An 18,019-nucleotide genomic window follows, 5' to 3' on the forward strand; every position below is an offset into this window, starting at 1 on the left:
GACACTGACAGAATAAACACTAATTGTAGTGAATTCCGATTTTGTCAGAGAGGATTATTTGGTGACTGGGCAAGCAAAATGAAAAAGAAATAACCGCAAATTCAGTGTGGTAATGGGGTATGCGCAGATGTGACGACAAAGAAAGGAAGGGCAATTGGCAGATAAAAAAAGGCCCCCAACCTGTGGGGGCAAATTTTACCATCGCTGTTATTATTCGTTTCACGCGATATAAGACATTGAGGAAGGTCTTATTGTGTGGAATTCAGTTGTTATAATCTGGATTAACCAAAGTCACCGTTCACGTAACCACGGGTGCGATCATCACGTGGGTTGTTGAACAGCACTTGTGTGTCATCGTGCTCAACCAGTTCACCCATCAGGAAGAAAGCAGTACGGTCTGAAATACGACGCGCTTGCTGCATGGAGTGGGTGACGATAACGATGGTGAAGTCTTTTTTCAGTGACTCCATCAAATCTTCAATTTTCTTGGTCGCAATCGGGTCAAGGGCAGAGGTTGGTTCATCCATCAGGATCACTTCTGGCTGCATCGCGATGGTACGGGCAATACACAGACGCTGCTGCTGACCACCTGACAGACCAAATGCGTGTGATTTCAGACGGTCTTTCACTTCGTCCCATAGGGCTGCGCCACGCAGTGACTGCTCAACCACTTCATCCAGTTGCTTTTTATCTGTCACACCTTGTGCACGCAGGCCGTAAGCTACGTTTTCGTAGATGCTCATCGGGAACGGGTTCGGCTTCTGGAATACCATCCCCACTTTAATACGCAGCTGCGCCACATCGATATTGCCGTACACATCCTGATCGTCCATGGTCAGCTTACCGTTGATTTTTACGCCTTCAATCAGGTCGTTCATGCGGTTCAAGCAGCGCAACAGGGTCGATTTACCACAGCCTGATGGGCCAATCAGTGCCGTCACCTGACGGTTTGGGATTGGCAGACAAATTGACTTCAGTGCTTGGTTGTTGCCGTAGTAAAGATCTAGGTTTTCGATATTAAATTTGTTCATGGTTTCTCTTCCTCAAAAATCAGTAAGTCGCAGTATTGAATCGGCTAGCAATCAGTTTGGTAATCAGGTTAATCACAAGGACAACAACAATCAGGATGGTGGCCGTTGCGTAGGCCTGGTTCCATTCGTGAATGGTGTAAAGCTCTTGCGTTAACTTATACAGGTGAACGGTTAACGTACGGCCAGAGTCAAACATGCTCTCTGGAATACGGGCAACCATGCCTGCTGTCATGAATACCGGTGCTGATTCACCAATAACACGACCGACGCTGAGGATAATGGACGTTACAATCCCTGGCATTGCACTTGGCAAAATCAAACGCCAGATGGTGTAAATCTTTGACGCACCCAAACCGTATGAACCTTCACGGTAGGTTTGTGGTACCGCCATCAATGCTTCTTCTGTGGTACGGATAATCACCGGTAGGATCAGGATACTCAGTGTCAGTGCCCCTGACAGAATCGAGTAACCAAAGCCCATCACCACGACGAAGAATGTCATACCGAATAGACCGTAAATAATTGACGGAATACCCGCGAGTGATTCGGTACAGAAGCGAATCACTTTGACCAGACGGCTGCCGACTTTGGCGTACTCCGTCAGGTAAATCGCTGTCATGATACCCAGTGGAGCCGCCACACCGATAGACGCGGCAACCATGTACAGGGTAGAGACGATCATCGGCCAGATACCCGATTCTTCACCAATGGTGGTGTAGGCGCTGGTAATGAATGACCAATTCACATGAGAAAGTCCGTTGCTCAGGATGTACCACACCACCCACACGAGAAAACCAACGGTAATTGTCGCAGCACCCCAAATCAGGGCGGTTGAAATTTTATCTTTCATTTGCTGCTTAGCGGTATTTGTTCCTTGTAGAGCCATGGTGATTACCTCGCACGCTCACGGTTTAGATACAGAAGGACGGCGTTTAGCATCATGATGAACACGAGCAGTACAATACCTGTAGCGTAAAGGGCACTTGCGTGTAGGCCGGTGGCGTACGACATTTCAATCGCAATGTTCGCCGTTAGCGTACGGGCAGATTCCAAAATACCTTCAGGCATGGCAGGTGAGTTACCCATTACCATGATGATGGCCATGGTCTCACCCAGTGCACGTGCCACACCCAGGATCACACCTGTCATGATGCCGGAGCGAGCAGCTGGAACAAGGAGTTTAAAAATCGTAAACATCTGTGACGCGCCAAGGGCATAAGAGCCTTCTTTGTAGCTGCGTGGCACGGCACGGATAGAGGTTTCTGATACGGTGATAACGGTTGGCAGAATCATCACTGCCAGTACGACGATACCTGCTAGTACGGTGTTACCGGCCGGTACGTTAAACACGTCCTGAATCAATGGCACGATGATCACCAAGCCAAAGAAGCCGTATACCACAGAAGGGATACCTGCCAGCAGTTCAATCATCGGGCGGATGATGCTTGCCAGACGCTTCGGTGCGACTTCCGCGATGAAAATAGCGGTCAGTACGCCAACCGGTACACCAATCACCACCGCACCGGCGGTAGAGACGATAGAGGCCACAATCATTGGCGCAATACCGTAAAGGGCAGGTGGCAGCCAGTCTTGGCCAAACACAATGGCGCTTACGCCAGCGTGCTCAAAGGCGGCATAGCCTTCACGGAAGATGAAGTAACCGATTAAAATCAGAGACAGAATGCCGAGTGCGGCACTCGAAAGGAATAGGTACTTGAAAAACAGTTCGCGCCAATCAATTTTATCTTTGGCTTTTAGCGACGTGCTTTTCGATGAAGTAGCAATATTATTCGCGATGGTCATAGTTCTTACTCCAGATATCGGGAAACCAAGGGGTAATCCTGTTAAATCCAATACCAAGGAATCAAAATAAAAGCCGGTCACCGTCACCTGACGATGACCGGAAAAATAACTTACTTAACAGTGATGAAGCCTTTGTCTGCAACGATTTTCTGACCTTCTGGGCCTTTCACCCATGTCAGGAAGTCAAGCGCAGCTTGTGATGGACGGCCATCTTTGTAAACCACAAGGAATGGACGCTGTACGCTGTACTCACCGGCTTTAATCGCTGCAATAGAAGGCTTGTGGTTGTCGATAGACAGCGGCTTAACAGAACCGTCAACAGAGCCTAGCGAGATGTAACCGATAGCAAATGGGTTGTTGGCAACGATAGTTTTTAGCTGGCCATTACCGCTTGCTACTTGTGCACGCTGAGAAATGGCTGACACTTTGATGCCGTTGATTTTCTTCTTCAGGCTCATGATGTCTTCAAAAGCACCGCGTGTGCCTGATGCGGTATCGCGGGTTGCCACAACGATTGGCTTGTCATCACCACCGACTTGTTTCCAGTTAGTGATTTCGCCTTTGTAGATTTTTGCTACTTCTTCTTTAGAAAGGTCAGTCACAGGGTTGTTGTTATGAACGACAACGGCGATGCCGTCACGCGCGATAACTACTTCTTTGATGTTGTCGGCTTTTTCAGAGTCTTTCAGTTCACGAGAGCTCATGCCTAGGTCTGATGAACCGTCGTGGGCAGCACGTACACCCGCAGAAGAGCCAGGGCCTTGTACCTCAACAGTCACATCGTGTGATTTTGCATAGGTCTCACCCAACACTTCCATGATAGGGGATACGGAGCTCGAACCTACAACAGACACTGTCTCGTTCGCGACAGCTGGGTTGAATACCATTGAACCTGCTAGGGCTAGTGCACCAATAACCTGTGTTTTCATTTTCCTAATCCTTAAATAGTTTGGCTACATTGCCATTAGGTTTTGAATGAACGAGGCAAAGATTAGGGAAGGAATATGACAATCATGTTTCAGAAGTTTGAACACTCTATGACGCCCTATATTTATGACCAATAAAGCATCAATTTATAAATGGGCATTCTCTATATGCATGATATGTAAAGATATTTAATTCGAAGTCAAAAAAATGGCGTTAACAATAGTGAAAGTTGACACGAATTGTTACCCTATCTTATTGATAACACTGTGTTTATATGTAGACATTTTTGCGATCAAGATCTATATTCTTACACCGGAAATACACGCCAAACAGACGCATGGAAGCGACAAAAAACATTACTCTTTTGAGACTATCATGCACTTTTCATTAAAAAACATTTCTATTCGCTTTCAGGTATTGATGCCTGTGATGCTAATGGTGGTGGTGTTGTTTGCTGCACTATTGACCACTAAGAGCAAACTGGTTGAAGAACAACAGTCTGTTTCAACAACGACCGAACAGTTAATCACTTATAAAGATACATTGGCGCAGATCAGCGATCGTGTTTATCCCCTACGTATCAGTGCGGTGTACGCGATTTATGACGCGAACCGTCGTACCAGTTTTATGAATGAACTGACCGCCGCGACTTCAGCGCTGCGTAATGATGTTCAGATCATGGAACAAGAGCCGGCATTCCGCACTTATGCCCAGCAAGTGGGTAAAACCATTGATGCTTATATTGATTACTCTAAGCGTGCAGTGACGTTTTTTGAGCGCTACCAGCGCGGTGAAGCAACCAGCGCAGAGTTCACTAACTTCACCAATCAATACCGCAGCGTGGGTAATGACATGGTGACGGCGATTAATCAGCTGTCTCAGCAAGTGAATGAAGTGTCAAACCGTGAACTTGACCAAAGCACGAAAGATAATGCCGCTGTGATGTCGATGGCGACCATGGTGATTTGCGCACTGTTTGTTGCGGTCACCTTTATGGCATGGTGGTTATCTGGCCTGATTGTTAATCCTATTTTGAAACTGCAGCAAGTGATGCAGGCGGTGGCGGCAGGTAACCTGACGGTACGTGCGGAACAAGACGGTACCAATGAAATGGCACAGCTAAGCGGCCATGTGAACAACACGGTTCAGCAGCTAAGCACAACGGTTGATTCAATGATCCGCATCAGTGAAGACGTGGCATCAGCGGCTACAGAGTTAGCGGCAGTGATGACTCAGTCTGAAGCCAATGCACAGTCTGAGCAGAACGAGATTGATCAAGTGGCGTCTGCGGTGAACGAACTATCGAGCACGGCTGATAATGTGAGTGATAACGCCACAGCGGCAGATGAGACCGCGAAGCAGACCGATGCGCTGGCACGTCAGGGCTTGGATATCTTTGAAGAAAGCAGCGCAGCCAGCGTGCAGATGTCTGAAACCTTGTCTGAAGCGGCAAACGTGGTAACACGTCTGCGTGATCAGTCTGAGCAAATCAGCAAAGTGATTGAAGTGATCCGTGGTATTTCAGAGCAGACCAACCTGTTGGCGCTGAACGCCGCGATTGAAGCGGCTCGTGCCGGTGAGTCTGGCCGTGGCTTTGCAGTGGTCGCCGATGAAGTCCGTATGCTGGCGGCGCGTACGCAGTCTTCGACACAAGAAATTCAGTCCATCATTGAAGAGTTGCAATCGCAGTCCAACAATGCGAACGACAGCATGCAAGCGAGCCTTGAAATGCTGGATCGTAACCAGCAGCTGGCGAGCCAGGCCAATGACGCGCTGGTGGGTATCACAGAGTCTGTACTGCAAATCAGTGACATGAACACTCAAGTGGCAACCGCCGCTGAGCAGCAGTCTCAGGTGACGCAAGACATTAACCGTAATGTCAGCAACATGTCTGAAATCATCAATCAGAACGTTGCCGGTATCAGCCAGAGCGCGATGGCAAGTAATGAGCTATCTCGTTTGGCAGAGCAGCAGAAACAACAGCTGTCATTCTTTAAGCTGTAAGTGAGCTTAAACAAAAGATGATAAAGGGTCTTCTTCGGAAGGCCCTTTTCTTTTGGTCGCGATGACAGGAAATGCGTTATGATGGCCTTAAGAGCGACAAATAAAACGGCCGATGATGATAAAAAAAGCCCAACAAATGGTGGTGTATAACGCCTTAATCCACCAACGTAGTTTTACCAAAGCTGCCCAACTTCTTGATATTTCCCGTACCCAGGTCAGTAAACAAATCCAGCAACTTGAAGAGCGGCTTGGCGTGCAGTTAGTGCAACGCACCACCCGCTCGTTTGCCTTAACGGAAGCCGGCGAGCGGTTTGCCGTTCACTGCGCCAATATGGTTGATGAAATTAACGAAGCAGAAAGTGAGTTACTGCAAAGCAGCGATAACATGCAAGGGTTATTGCGCGTGGGCAGTGCGCAATCTTTCGCGCGTCACCATATCTCTCCTTATTTGGGAGACTTCCATCAGCAATATCCGCAGTTAGATGTGGAAATGAGTTTGTTTGATCACCGTGTGGATTTGATCGCCGAGCAATTGGATCTGTGGATTGGGATGACCGATTCGCCGCCGGAAGGGTTTGTGGCGCGCCATCTGGCTGATTGCCATTTCGTGCTGGCGGCCAGTCCGGATTATCTGGCCAAACACGGTGTGCCTTATCATCCGGACGATCTCGCGCAGCATAACTGCATTACCTATTACAGCCGGGAGCGAAAAGACAACCTGTGGAGCTTCCGTCAGGGGGAGTCTTCCCTCAATGTCAAAGTGACCGGTAATTTTCGGGTGGATTCGGCAGACGCTATTTTAGATGCCACCGTGTCCGGGCACGGGGTGGGGTACTTGGCAACCTACCTGTTAGACAAAGAGTTTCAAGAGGGGCGATTGGTGCGGTTAATGCCGGATTGGACGCTGTCTCAATACATGCCTCTTTATGCGGTTTACCCACGACACAAATTCCTGCCTAAAAAAGTGCAGGCGTTTTTAGAGTTCATTCGTCACCACATTGGTGAGCCCGTTTACTGGGACAAAGTGCTCAAGTAATCCAATTAGGTATCAAATGTTATCGCTGTATGGAATTTAATCATGGCGATAACGTTTACCTGTGTCATTTGCGTGAAATTCTGTGACCATTATCACTCTCCGTGACAACTGTATCCCGTATTTGAACCAATCTCACATTTTGGGGCGTATTCGTTGAAGAATACGCCATATCCCGCCTTGATGTAGAAAAACTGTAAATAGGTGTAACAACATGATCCTTGTCACGGTTTTGAATATGCATAGAATGCCTCCGCAATCGTTTACTAACAATTTTGTGGAGTTTGACCGTGAATTATCTGGTCAGTGCGCTAGGCGTGATTACGCTTTTTGCGGTTGCAGTACTTTTTTCTGAAAATCGTCGTCAAATTAATTGGCGTACCGTGGGTGGTGCGTTTGCAATTCAATTGATTTTCGCCGGTTTCATCCTTTATGTCCCTGTGGGTCGTGAGATCTTAAACAGCGTGTCATCAGGGGTTTCAGGCATCATCGACTACGGTCGTATCGGTACTGAGTTCCTGTTCGGTCAACTTGCACAATTTAAGCTGGGCTTCATTTTTGCAGTTAACGTACTGCCTACCATCGTTTTCTTCTCAGCATTGATCTCTGTGCTTTACTACCTTGGCGTAATGGGTTTTGTGATCCGTACTATCGGTGGTCTGCTGCAACGCGTATTGGGTACAACCCGTACGGAATCAATGTCTGCAACAGCTAACATCTTTGTGGGTTCAGTAGAAGCACCGTTGGTGGTGCGTCCTTACCTTGAGAAAATGAGCCGTTCAGAGCTATTTGCCGTCATGGTAGGTGGTTTGGCATCTGTAGCCGGTGGTACGCTGGTGGGTTATGCCGGTCTGGGTGTGGAAATCAGCTACTTGATCGCAGCAAGCTTTATGTCTGCACCTGCAGGTTTGATGATGGCAAAAATCCTCGTGCCACAAACTGAGCAGATCGATGATGCACAAGAAGACGACGTTGAAGATGAAAACGCACCGGTTAATATCATCGATGCCGCAACCCAAGGTGCATTGAGCGGTCTGCAAATCGTGATGGCAGTGGGTGCGAGCTTGCTGGCAGTGATCAGCTTGATCGCCCTGATTAACGGTGGTCTTGGCCATGTGGGTACATGGTTGGGCATGGATAATCTGAGCCTTGAGCTGATCTTTGGTTACTTGTTTGCGCCAGTGGCATGGCTGATTGGTGTGCCATGGTCTGAAGCAACTGTTGCAGCAAGCCTGATTGGTAAGAAAATTGCCGTAAACGAATTCGTTGCTTTTGCTGACCTGATGGCAGTGAAAGATCAGCTAAGTGCACACTCTCAAGCGATTGTGACGTTCGCACTGTGTGGCTTTGCTAACCTAACATCGATTGCTATGTTGATGGGTGGCCTGGGTGGTGTGGTACCAAGCCGCCGTCCAGACATTGCACGCCTTGGCTTTAAAGCGATTTTTGCCGCGACATTGGCTAACCTAATGAGCGCAACCATTGCGGGCGTATTCCTGTCTTTCTAATCGCTTGTTATCTTGTTGAGCGTGGTAAGACGCGCAAACACAGGCAAGTAAATAAAAGAATGACATAAAAAACAGAGTGCTTCGGCACTCTGTTTTTGTTTATAGCGCTGAAAAGCGCATAGGGATATCGCCGGATATGACAACAGCAGATATCGACCGTTTTGCTTACTTGGGTAAGACCTAAGGACAAGGTAATCTTAGTGAGATAAGATATTACCCGTTGTCTTATTTTTAATACTGGGATACATCTGTGAAAAAAACCGATGTTGATAAGCTACTGAATGCGCACGCACAATTGGTGCATTCCGAGGGACTGTCTGTGGTGTCCCATACCCAGCGTGTTGATGGCGGTTGGATCCTTCATACCCTGATGATTGCAGGCGTAGATGCACCGTTTAAGTTCAAACGTCAGAAAAAATACCAGAGCTTAAAAGGGGCGAAGGTGAACATGACGTATTACCCTGCCACGGAAGTGATTGCGGGCTTTGAGATCGAATACATGAAAGTGGTGCGGATCAAACGGTATTGATCCGCGAGTCATCAAAGGTGCTGATATTCAAAGCAAAGCGTGTAGCCGTAAAGATGAGTGGCTTATCGCATCAAGCGTTACTCAGCCGGTGGCGAGAGGACACAATCGTTCCCTGCCGTAAACCGGATGTTGCGGTAGTTGGCGTGGTAATTGTTTTGACTGGCTTCATCAAAGTGTCCTGCCCAATTAGCAATCGCCGGATCGGTTGCCCAGACATTGGCCATAATGCGTAAATGGCTGTCTGCTGCGCTGGGGATCGGTGATGTCGTATTTTGATGCACCATATACACCAACTCTCTATCGATATACCAACGGATGGCATCTGCCGTCCATTTGATGCTGTAGTGATGAAAGTCTTCAGATGCATCAAAATCTAAAAAGATAATCCGCTCATTGGAATACTGATAATTATCGTCGTTGGTCCAATAGTTCACTTGCAGCAAATTGGTATTGTGGCCGAGAAACTCAATATCGATTTCATTGTGTCGGCCATTCCCGCCCGGTGGCGTATCGTAGGGGCCTGCAAATAAGAAGAATGAAGTGATAACGCCTGGCGCATTGATGGCTTTAATCTCCGCTTCAAAACACCCATAGTCATAATAGCCGTGTGTCCGTATCTCCCCGGACCGATAGGCCAAGTGACTCTCCGGTATCGGGTCATGCACAAGATGCAACTGCATGCCAGATGCATCAAACGTGACAGACTCTCCCTCCCAACGGCTTAAAAAGGGGAACCCATTACTCCATCCATCTGCTTTCCACCAAAGCGCAGAATTAAGCGTCGTCATGGGATCATCGAAATTGAGGTTTTCGCTCATAACGGCTCCGCTGTACGCGCTGAGAATGGCAATAAGGAGTGTGGATAATCGGTGTGGTTTCTTCATGGCTGACTTTCCCTGACAAGCAATATGCAAATGTGTGATTACTAAGTTAGCAGTCAAGGTTTGGCAGATCGGCTCAATGATGTAGCAACAATGAGACAGATTTGTATTCTGCAAATAAAGCGTACAGGCTTGTCTAATTGATCTTAGCAAAATGAAAAAATTTGAGGGGGGAGGGGGCAAATAAAACCATCGTTTGAGAAGGGGTATTCATTTTTATGCAATACCATGAAACCCGTTAACTGGTGGGCAGGATGGCGCGCTATTGGTACGTGTGTCACGTGGCCTGATGAACTTGGGGCGATGAATTCGAGATCATGCACTCGTGGTGATGACTTTGGGGATATAAACTATTGCGCCAAAGCTTGTGATGGCATGATTGACAGCGGCTTTGTGAAGAACAAAGGCAGATAATTGCGGTGTTTATACCACAGTGCGGAGAGCACGAAAGCGTTGGTATTGATATTGAAAGCCAGATTGGGGGCATCATTACGCAATACGCCGGTGGGTACTGCGCGGTAATGCAGGCTGTTTGCAATGACTTGCTGGTGCAGTTGTTGACCAAAGGGATCATCGGGATATAACACGCTAAACCCTAGTGCCATCTTGTTGCTGAAAATTTGCGGATTTTCGATCGGCTTCCCGCCTGGTGCGGTACTGAGCCACGCTCGGCCATAGATAAAGATATTGTTATAGGCGAACCACGGCACATGGTTCAGCGCATCTTCTGCAAACACCCAGAGAGATTGCTGCTGTGCTGAGTGTGCTTTATGTAAGGCAAACAGCGTATCCAACTGATCCCACCAATCGCCTTTACGGCCTAATTCAACGGCATTGAGCACATAAGGATCAGACGTGAAATAGGGCAGGTTACGCTCGTCAATAAACACCGTGTGGCCATCCAGCTTAGCCGAACGGGTATCCGCTTGGGAGTACGCGTTATCCACCCCAAAACCTGCCATTTCAAATCCCTGTGCGGTATATTGCAGATACCCTAAGCGGCCTTCTTGGCGGTAATAGCGCTTTTTCCCCGTATAAAGCTCACCGTATAGAGTTTGTTGGTGAATAGCATCAGCTAACTGCCAGTGCGATAAAATGCGGTCAATATCCGGCTTAAAGTGTGGCTTATGTCGAGAGGTAATTTCCAGCCAAATCAGCAACCGACCAATATCTAATGCAGACCAACCGTTACCATTGCGGGCTTTATCACTGAGTCGCCCTGACGGCAATCCGGTGTGTGTGTTGTATTCACGGTTGGGCAGGCGCTGATCATACAGCGGGAAGGTAAAAAGGGTTTTCAGGGTTCGGGCAATCTTACTATCGGTTTGTTCGGTGCTGTATAACCCGAGGCCTTCTAAGGCGAGTAGAGCAGATAACCCACTGGCTACGTCCCACATGGTGCTATGCGGATAGCCTTGTACAGAGTCAATGAACCCGGTTTTATCCTGCCAATTTCTATCAATGTAGTATTGGGCTTTTTTGGCAAGCAGTTGTTCATCTCGACTGAGCGTGATACGCGGCAGTGTGTCTTGTTTAAGGGGGACATCATCGGGTGAAACGGACAAGGTGGCGTGATTAAGGTTCGCTTCCTCAATTTTCAGCATTTCCGCTTCTTCGATGATCGGTGGCGCAATAGCGCGGCGCTGAAATTCAATAGGCGCAGGTACCTCTTTGAGTGGCTGCTGTTTAATGGTGCGATGGCCATAAAAACTGGGCGCATCCGATGCGCTATTGACCTTATTGGCGATCACAGTAGCTGGCTGGCGACCTTCAGGCACTTCACCCCAAGCGAATAGACTGCATAGCAAGGAAAGCAGAAACAAGCCGAGATGATGGTATGAATAATGGCGCGATCCTTCAGCCATTGATACTCCGATAGGGTGGTAAAACAGTCGGTTAACGTATGAATTATAGTGTTATAAAGGTATAACGCCGTCAAGGCATGCATCAATTCTTAGACACGGTAGAATGAAATGATGAAAGGACGTCTAAACGTGTGACCATTATCATTAAAAACCCCATTCCTTTGAGAAATTGCAAAAATGCCCGATGAGAATGTGAAGAATATCAAATTAGTTATTGTTTATATCTTTAATGGGGCTTCAATACAAACCATTGATAAAAGACAGACATATTCCATATCTCAATCTTATTGTTTTCTTTGTTCAACAGGAAAAGACGAAACTCCAAATCGGTTATTATTGCCTCATTTGATCTGTGTACTTTTGAAGTAACATCACATTATGTTGTGATTATTATGTTTGTTTGTTAACCCACTGTAGCAGGTGGTTCATGTTGATAAAAATGTCGATAATTACTTCAATTTATTAAATGCATAAATTATTATCGGCATCTGAACATGGAAGCTTTTAAATCATCGATAACAAACAATTATATTTTTCTTGTTGATACGTAATATTGATGGTTGAAGAAAAATACTTATAGCTAATATAACAATGACAATTCGCAAAAAAATGCTCATTTTAACAGTGATGATGATCACTGTTTTGCTAGGTGCTGCACGCTACAAATATATACCTCAAAAGAATGAAGAGGTTGTTCAGGTTGCGTTTTCTTATGATGATGTTCCAAAGGAATTATTGACGGTATTTACGGGGATAATCAATCAGAACCCGACAATGCGAAAGGGAAGTTATAGCGATATTATTACGGTTATCGATGACAATGATTGGTTTAAGGATGAGAATCATACCGTTCGTTTCTTTAGCTATTTCATCAAAGCCTATGGTGAATCGAACAAAGCGAATTATCCTTTAGCCTTAGCCTATCTTAATCAAGCCAATCGGTATATCGATGAGGCAATGAGCGTGGATATCCTTGCCCGCTATCATTATGAGTTCAGCTACGTACAACTGCACTTGAAGTTGGTGACGTTATCGAAAGAAAGCTTTTCAAAAGTTGAACAATATTATGATGGCACATCCAATGTGAACTTGTTGATTCCAATACTATTGGCTCGTGCTTACGACCTGTCACATTCAGAACGTGGCGCTGAATTGGCAATTCAGCAAACAGAAAAGACACTGGCGCTGGCAGAATCAACACATTATGAAAAGATTGAGCATGTCTATTACACGCTGGGATTGAATTACTGGAACGGTAAGCGGATTGTAGAAGGGATTAACTACAAAATTAAAGCCCTCGAATTGTATATGGATAAGCAGCTTCATGAAGACGTGATCCATATCTTAACGGATATCGGTATTGATTATCTGTTTATGGGCGATACCACCAATGCCATTAAATATTTAACGGATGCCATCGGGTATGAGATTGATGGGCATGAGCCGGGTGGTGAGTCCATTTACTACATTGCCAACCAGTTGTATACGGCGCATTCGTCTCGTGGTGATTTAGTACAGGCGGAAAAATATCTGCTATTAGCGGAAGAAGAAGTCGCTAAGATTGAACGCCAGTATGTAAAGGATAACCACCTGACGTATTTGAGTCTGATTAAAGCGGATTTTACATCTCGGCAAGGGGATAGTGAGGCAGCACTGCATCACATTGAAATAGCGGAAGACCGATTCAAAAGCGGTTATGCAGGAAAGATTTACCATTTCGATATAAAAATGAATATGACGTATGGTGATATCTATCAAAGACGGGGTGAGCACCAACAAGCCTTGCAATATTATAAGCAGGCGGAAACCTTTATCCACCATCGCGGCGTGTTTTACCTGATTGATGATATCAATGAGCGTCTCTATAAGAGTTATAAAGCCTTGGGGGAGTGGGCGCAGACCATTGCCTACTTGGAGAAAAATAATCAAATCATCAAAGAGCAACGTGACGATCACAACGCGCAGTATTCACAGTATATCTATGGTGAGTTTGACGTAAAAAATAAAGAAGAGCGGATTCAGAAGTTGCAGTCCCAGTCTGAAACATCGAGGATCTCTTTATTGTTATCTCTGCTGTTGTTGTTCGGCATGGTGCTATTCACTGTGACCTTAAAGTACAAAAACAGACGGATTGTTGAATTGAATAAATCTCTGGCAACCATCAGTTTTACCGATGGTTTGACGTCAGTGGCAAACCGTCATGCGCTGGATCAGTTGTGGCAAACGTGGGAAACCAGTAAAGATGATACGTTATCGGCATGTGCCATCATCATGATTGATATCGACTATTTTAAGCGATTCAATGACTATTATGGTCACCATGATGGCGATCAGGCATTAAAACGCGTGGCGGCAGCGTTGCAACGTTGCTGTCGTCCGGGAGACTTTGTGGGTCGATATGGCGGCGAAGAGTTCATTATGGTGTTGCCGGGCATGAGTGGTGATGCCGTGACCACGTTAGTGAAAAACCGTATCCAACCGACGATTGGTGCGTTGAACATTGCGCACGCGATGTCTGATGTCAGTGACAGAATTACCTTAAGTATCGGGATTGCCAGTGGTGAAGCGATGCCCGAGCAAAAACGTCATGCGTTGATGAATATTGCCGATAAGGCGCTGTATCAAGCCAAAGAGCAGGGGCGCGATCAATACGTGCATTTACATTACGCCGACTGATATATCGAAAATTCTCTCAGTAAGCAGCAGAACGATCACGTTCTGCTGCTCTTCTGTTTTTCTTGCTTATTATCCCGCCTTTAACCTTATGAATATTCGCTAAATTCACCTGCTGATTGCCTATTTTTATCGATATCCCTGTCTATACTTTATGTATTGCGGATGGATACGTGGAGCGGCATTTTGGGTGATCAAACATACATATCAGCAATAAAGGATTGTAAACGGGATATCTTCTTTGTCGCGCTGTTCAGTTTAGCGATCAATTTTTTGGTATTGAGTCTCCCCATCTATAGTTTGCAGTTGTTTGACCGGGTATTGGGCAGTGGCAGTCTGGATACCTTGGTGGCGCTGTTTGTGATTGTTGTTGGCTTGTTGACGGCACAAGCTGTGATTGAACATGTCAGAACATTATTGCTGCAACGTTCAGGCTTAAAGTTGGATGTGGCCTTAAATGCGAAACTGTTAGCAGACAGTATTCGGCATTCCTCTCAAAAGAACCGTATTGAAAAGCAAGGGCTGCAAGATTTAACGGAATTACGGCAACTGCTTGTTACCCCATCAACATCGGCCATTTTTGACCTTCCTTGGGTTCCTCTTTTTCTCCTGATCCTTTTCTTACTTCATCCTTATATCTGGTTAGTGGCCTGTATCGGCAGTGCTTTGTTTTGCGTGCTGGCGGTTGCCATGCTGTATACCGCGAAAGATAAAACTGAGGCGGTGAAAGTCCAAAGCAATAAAACCAGCATGGAACTGAATGATTTTTTGCGTAATGCGCCGACGTTAAGCGCGATGGGGATGGCGGACAGCATTGGCAGGTTGTGGAGCCAACGTAATACTCAATTGTTGAATATGCAGTGGGCGCTGAATGCCAAAACAGGGCAATTGCTGGCGGTGAGCCGGTATTTCCGAGCCCTGTTACAAGCGGTCATTTTAACCGTCGGGGTGGTTCTGGTATTGCAAAATGCCCTTGGTGCCGGTGCCATTATTGCCAGTTCGATCATTATGGCGCGGGTGTTGTCACCGTTTGAACAAGCGGTGACGGGCTGGAAAACGTGGTTAAGTGCATACCGTGCTTATCAACGGTTGAAGGCATATCCCGTTCAGCAAATGCCTGATAACAAAACAACGCTCCCCGCTCCAAAAGGCGAACTGTTATTGCACAACGTTGGTTTGCGTTTTCAGCATAGGAATGAACCGGTATTGCAAAATATCAGTTTTAAATTAGGTGCGGGTAACGCATTGGCCATTATGGGTAACAGTGGTTCCGGGAAATCGACGTTAGCGGCATTGATCATGGGGATCCATAAACCCACGATGGGCTCGATCAAAATTGACGGTGCCGCCATTGAACTATGGCCAGAGGCCCAGTTTGGTCAGTCAATTGGTTACTTACCTCAAGAGGTCGGTCTGTTGGCGGGCACGGTGGGCGAAAATATCTGCCGTTTCTCGGGCGCAGAGGCGAAAGATATTGTTCATGCCGCGCGGTTAGCCTGTATTCATGAGCTGATCATTTCTTTACCGCAAGGATATGACACCTATTTAGGTGAAGGCGGTATTCAACTGTCTGGTGGGCAGAAGCAGCGTATCGGTTTAGCACGGGCGATATTTTCCAACCCCAGCGTATTGGTGCTGGATGAACCGAATTCCAATTTGGATCCCGAAGGGGAAGTGGCACTCGCCATTGTCCTGCAGTACTGCAAAGAGCACGCTATCACGGTCATTATGATCAGTCATCGACCGGGATTTTTGCGTCAGATGGATTGGGTTATCGTATTGAAAGACGGCAAAATTGAAAAAGCCGGTACGTGCGATCAGTTCCTGGGTAATGTCACGGAAGTGGTGGGTGATCTGCCTGCGGTGAATACGGGCTCGACCAAGCAGAGAGCCGTTTCTGCGAAGAAGAAGGATGCCACGCATGGATAACTTCAATACTCGAAGTCTTATTGTATTTGGTTGTGTGTTTATTGCCCTGACGGTAGGAGGCTTTCTATTTTGGGCCATGACAGCCAAGCTGAGTGCGGCGACGATTGCACCGGGTACCTTAGTGGTGGAGTCCCAGCGTAAGAAAGTCCAACACTTGCAAGGGGGCTGGGTGAAAGCCATTCATGTCCGTGAAGGGCAGCATGTGCAAGTGGGAGATGTGTTACTGGAATTGGCAAACAGCAAAGCAGAATCCGATTTTCACCGTTTGCGCCTGAAAGCGATGGCTCTGCAAGCGCAACGTTTGCGTATTCAGGCCGAATTAGAGGGCGCATCAACCGTTAACTGGACGGCTTTTCAGGCGGCCTATGATGCACCTGATGTGCAGCTTGAACGTAATAACATCCTGAATGCACAGCAATTGCAATTTCAACAAGCAGTGATGCGTTTGTCTTTACAAGAAAACCAGTATCAACAACGCAAGTTGGTGTTAGACGAGCAGCTGCGCGGTGTGGGTTTTCAGCTTAAAGCGGTGACACGGCAATTAAGTTTGGTTAATCAAGAGATCCGAATGACGGCAAAACTACTGGATAAAGGGTTTGTGTCTAAAACACGGATGCTTGAATTGCAGCGTCATCAGGCCGGCGTAGATGTACAACTGGCGGAGTTAAAAGCCGAGAAAGAAGTGTTGGCCGGACAATTACAAGCGCTTGAGCAAGAATATGCTGCCACCTTGTTTGATATTGAAAAACAATTGGCGGCTGAGCTGACAGGGTTGGATGCGCAATGGCGTGATGTGAACCAGTCACTGAAAGCGGCGAAAGATGTGCGTGAACGTGTGACGATCCGCAGTGAACATACGGGGACGGTTGTTGGGTTGAATGTCCATACGGTGGGTGGGGTGGTCAATGCTGGCGATGTGATCATGGAAATCGTCCCGGACAGCGACGATTTGATTGTTGAAGCATTGGTCAGTCCTGAAGACATTGATGTGGTGCATAACGGCCTGCAGGCGAAGGTAAGGTTAAGCGCTTATAACATCAGGCGCACGCCGCCCGTGAAAGGCGAGGTGATTCATGTAGCCGCAGATCGTGTGGGAGGAAATCTCGCTAATGCCAAGGGAGAGCAACAACCCTCAGGCTATTGGGTGAAAGTGCGGTTAGATCAGCAAGAAATTGCCTCGCTGGATGCCATCAAATTGTATCCGGGGATGCCAACCGAAGTGTTTATTTTGCTTGAACAGCAAACCTTGTGGGAGTACTTCACGGCGCCGCTGTTTAACTCGTATTACCGCGCATTTAGAGAAACGTAGTAACAAAGTAATGAAAAAAACCACAGCGTAGATGTTGTGGTGGGTCAGTTTGGCATAGTCAGATTCATTTGACAGATAAAGAAGACATTGGAGGGGGAAAGATGGAATTTACCACCTTATTTTGGTTTTGTTTCTATATGGTCTTTTTAGTGATTTCCTCTTTGATTGGTTATCAAAAAGGGCACTTTATCGCAGGCGTGTTATTGGGCTACGTATTGGGGCCAATTGGTGCGCTCGTGATGTATTTCAGTAAAGATAAAAAGCATATTATCTGTCCTGCCTGTGAGGCGGAAATTCACCATAAATCGTATTATTGTCCGATGTGTCGCGCACAAGTGAGAGGGCACGTGAAAGTCGATTGATGATGATTCGTGCCGCTTCGCCGCTTATCTCTTGAGTGTTGTTTCTGCTCCCTCTATCTGAACGCATGATTGTGATTAGGTGGGGGGAGTCTGTTTTTTTGGGGTAGGGTTATTTGTTTGTGTAAAGAAAAGCCCGGACATGCCGGGCTTTTTAGGTGATGGTGG

Annotated in this window: 14 protein-coding genes; 8 read left to right on the forward strand and 6 right to left on the reverse strand. The window is 46.8% G+C overall.

The annotated features are described in order from the left end of the window. Nucleotides 1–281: 281 nt before the first annotated feature. From pstB to ABT58_RS00915, 4 genes are all read right to left on the reverse strand, one after another. A complete protein-coding gene (pstB, locus tag ABT58_RS00900) occupies nt 282–1,031 on the reverse strand; it encodes a phosphate ABC transporter ATP-binding protein PstB (RefSeq protein WP_047872457.1) in 750 nt (249 codons plus the stop codon). A 19-nt stretch (nt 1,032–1,050) separates the two neighbouring features. Then, nucleotides 1,051–1,917 (reverse strand): phosphate ABC transporter permease PstA, encoded by an 867-nt coding sequence (gene pstA, locus ABT58_RS00905; protein WP_047872458.1) that lies wholly within the window; start codon nt 1,915–1,917, stop codon nt 1,051–1,053. Between the two features lie 5 nt (nt 1,918–1,922). Next, complete coding sequence (gene pstC / locus ABT58_RS00910; protein WP_047872459.1) at nt 1,923–2,834, reverse strand: phosphate ABC transporter permease subunit PstC; 912 nt, start codon at nt 2,832–2,834, stop codon at nt 1,923–1,925. Between the two features lie 110 nt (nt 2,835–2,944). Continuing rightward, a complete protein-coding gene (locus tag ABT58_RS00915) occupies nt 2,945–3,763 on the reverse strand; it encodes a phosphate ABC transporter substrate-binding protein (protein WP_047872460.1) in 819 nt (272 codons plus the stop codon). 373 nt (nt 3,764–4,136) lie between these two features. Between ABT58_RS00915 and ABT58_RS00920 the strand changes: the two genes are divergently transcribed. From ABT58_RS00920 to ABT58_RS00935, 4 genes are all read left to right on the forward strand, one after another. Further along, nucleotides 4,137–5,765, forward strand: a complete 1,629-nt coding sequence (locus ABT58_RS00920) for a methyl-accepting chemotaxis protein (RefSeq protein WP_047872461.1) — start codon at nt 4,137–4,139, stop codon at nt 5,763–5,765. Between the two features lie 115 nt (nt 5,766–5,880). Next, nucleotides 5,881–6,801 (forward strand): LysR family transcriptional regulator, encoded by a 921-nt coding sequence (locus tag ABT58_RS00925; RefSeq protein ID WP_047872509.1) that lies wholly within the window; start codon nt 5,881–5,883, stop codon nt 6,799–6,801. A gap of 287 nt (nt 6,802–7,088) precedes the next feature. Then, nucleotides 7,089–8,306, forward strand: coding sequence for a NupC/NupG family nucleoside CNT transporter (locus ABT58_RS00930; protein WP_047872462.1), 1,218 nt, complete (start codon nt 7,089–7,091; stop codon nt 8,304–8,306). 250 nt (nt 8,307–8,556) lie between these two features. After that, complete coding sequence (locus tag ABT58_RS00935; protein WP_047872463.1) at nt 8,557–8,835, forward strand: hypothetical protein; 279 nt, start codon at nt 8,557–8,559, stop codon at nt 8,833–8,835. Between the two features lie 77 nt (nt 8,836–8,912). Here ABT58_RS00935 and ABT58_RS00940 read toward each other — a convergent pair whose 3' ends face one another. Together ABT58_RS00940 and ABT58_RS00945 are read right to left on the reverse strand one after the other, a co-directional pair. Beyond that, on the reverse strand, nt 8,913–9,719 hold the full coding sequence (locus tag ABT58_RS00940; RefSeq protein WP_053062911.1) for a family 16 glycosylhydrolase: 807 nt from the start codon (nt 9,717–9,719) through the stop codon (nt 8,913–8,915). A gap of 347 nt (nt 9,720–10,066) precedes the next feature. Then, nucleotides 10,067–11,581: a DUF3131 domain-containing protein gene (locus ABT58_RS00945; RefSeq protein WP_047872464.1), complete on the reverse strand. Its 1,515-nt coding sequence runs from the start codon at nt 11,579–11,581 to the stop codon at nt 10,067–10,069. A gap of 774 nt (nt 11,582–12,355) precedes the next feature. Between ABT58_RS00945 and ABT58_RS23320 the strand changes: the two genes are divergently transcribed. From ABT58_RS23320 to ABT58_RS00965, 4 genes are all read left to right on the forward strand, one after another. Beyond that, a complete protein-coding gene (locus ABT58_RS23320; RefSeq protein WP_158261739.1) occupies nt 12,356–14,257 on the forward strand; it encodes a GGDEF domain-containing protein in 1,902 nt (633 codons plus the stop codon). A gap of 162 nt (nt 14,258–14,419) precedes the next feature. After that, complete coding sequence (locus ABT58_RS00955) at nt 14,420–16,183, forward strand: type I secretion system permease/ATPase (RefSeq protein WP_047872465.1); 1,764 nt, start codon at nt 14,420–14,422, stop codon at nt 16,181–16,183. Further along, nucleotides 16,176–17,492, forward strand: a complete 1,317-nt coding sequence (locus ABT58_RS00960) for an HlyD family type I secretion periplasmic adaptor subunit (protein ID WP_047872466.1) — start codon at nt 16,176–16,178, stop codon at nt 17,490–17,492. Before ABT58_RS00955 ends, ABT58_RS00960 begins: the two co-directional genes overlap by 8 nt. A gap of 101 nt (nt 17,493–17,593) precedes the next feature. After that, complete coding sequence (locus ABT58_RS00965) at nt 17,594–17,854, forward strand: hypothetical protein (RefSeq protein WP_047872467.1); 261 nt, start codon at nt 17,594–17,596, stop codon at nt 17,852–17,854. Nucleotides 17,855–18,019 lie beyond the last annotated feature (165 nt).

This window comes from Photobacterium aphoticum (assembly GCF_001029435.1).
Classification (GTDB): domain Bacteria; phylum Pseudomonadota; class Gammaproteobacteria; order Enterobacterales; family Vibrionaceae; genus Photobacterium; species Photobacterium aphoticum.

Coding starts and splice junctions, on each gene's coding strand:
- pstB (WP_047872457.1), bottom strand. CDS start 1,031: ATGAACAAATTTAATATCGAAAACCTAGATCTTTACTACGGCAACAAC.
- pstA (WP_047872458.1), bottom strand. CDS start 1,917: ATGGCTCTACAAGGAACAAATACCGCTAAGCAGCAAATGAAAGATAAA.
- pstC (WP_047872459.1), bottom strand. CDS start 2,834: ATGACCATCGCGAATAATATTGCTACTTCATCGAAAAGCACGTCGCTA.
- ABT58_RS00915 (WP_047872460.1), bottom strand. CDS start 3,763: ATGAAAACACAGGTTATTGGTGCACTAGCCCTAGCAGGTTCAATGGTA.
- ABT58_RS00920 (WP_047872461.1), top strand. CDS start 4,137: ATGCACTTTTCATTAAAAAACATTTCTATTCGCTTTCAGGTATTGATG.
- ABT58_RS00925 (WP_047872509.1), top strand. CDS start 5,881: ATGATAAAAAAAGCCCAACAAATGGTGGTGTATAACGCCTTAATCCAC.
- ABT58_RS00940 (WP_053062911.1), bottom strand. CDS start 9,719: ATGAAGAAACCACACCGATTATCCACACTCCTTATTGCCATTCTCAGC.
- ABT58_RS00945 (WP_047872464.1), bottom strand. CDS start 11,581: ATGGCTGAAGGATCGCGCCATTATTCATACCATCATCTCGGCTTGTTT.
- ABT58_RS23320 (WP_158261739.1), top strand. CDS start 12,356: ATGCGAAAGGGAAGTTATAGCGATATTATTACGGTTATCGATGACAAT.
- ABT58_RS00955 (WP_047872465.1), top strand. CDS start 14,420: ATGGATACGTGGAGCGGCATTTTGGGTGATCAAACATACATATCAGCA.
- ABT58_RS00960 (WP_047872466.1), top strand. CDS start 16,176: ATGGATAACTTCAATACTCGAAGTCTTATTGTATTTGGTTGTGTGTTT.
- ABT58_RS00965 (WP_047872467.1), top strand. CDS start 17,594: ATGGAATTTACCACCTTATTTTGGTTTTGTTTCTATATGGTCTTTTTA.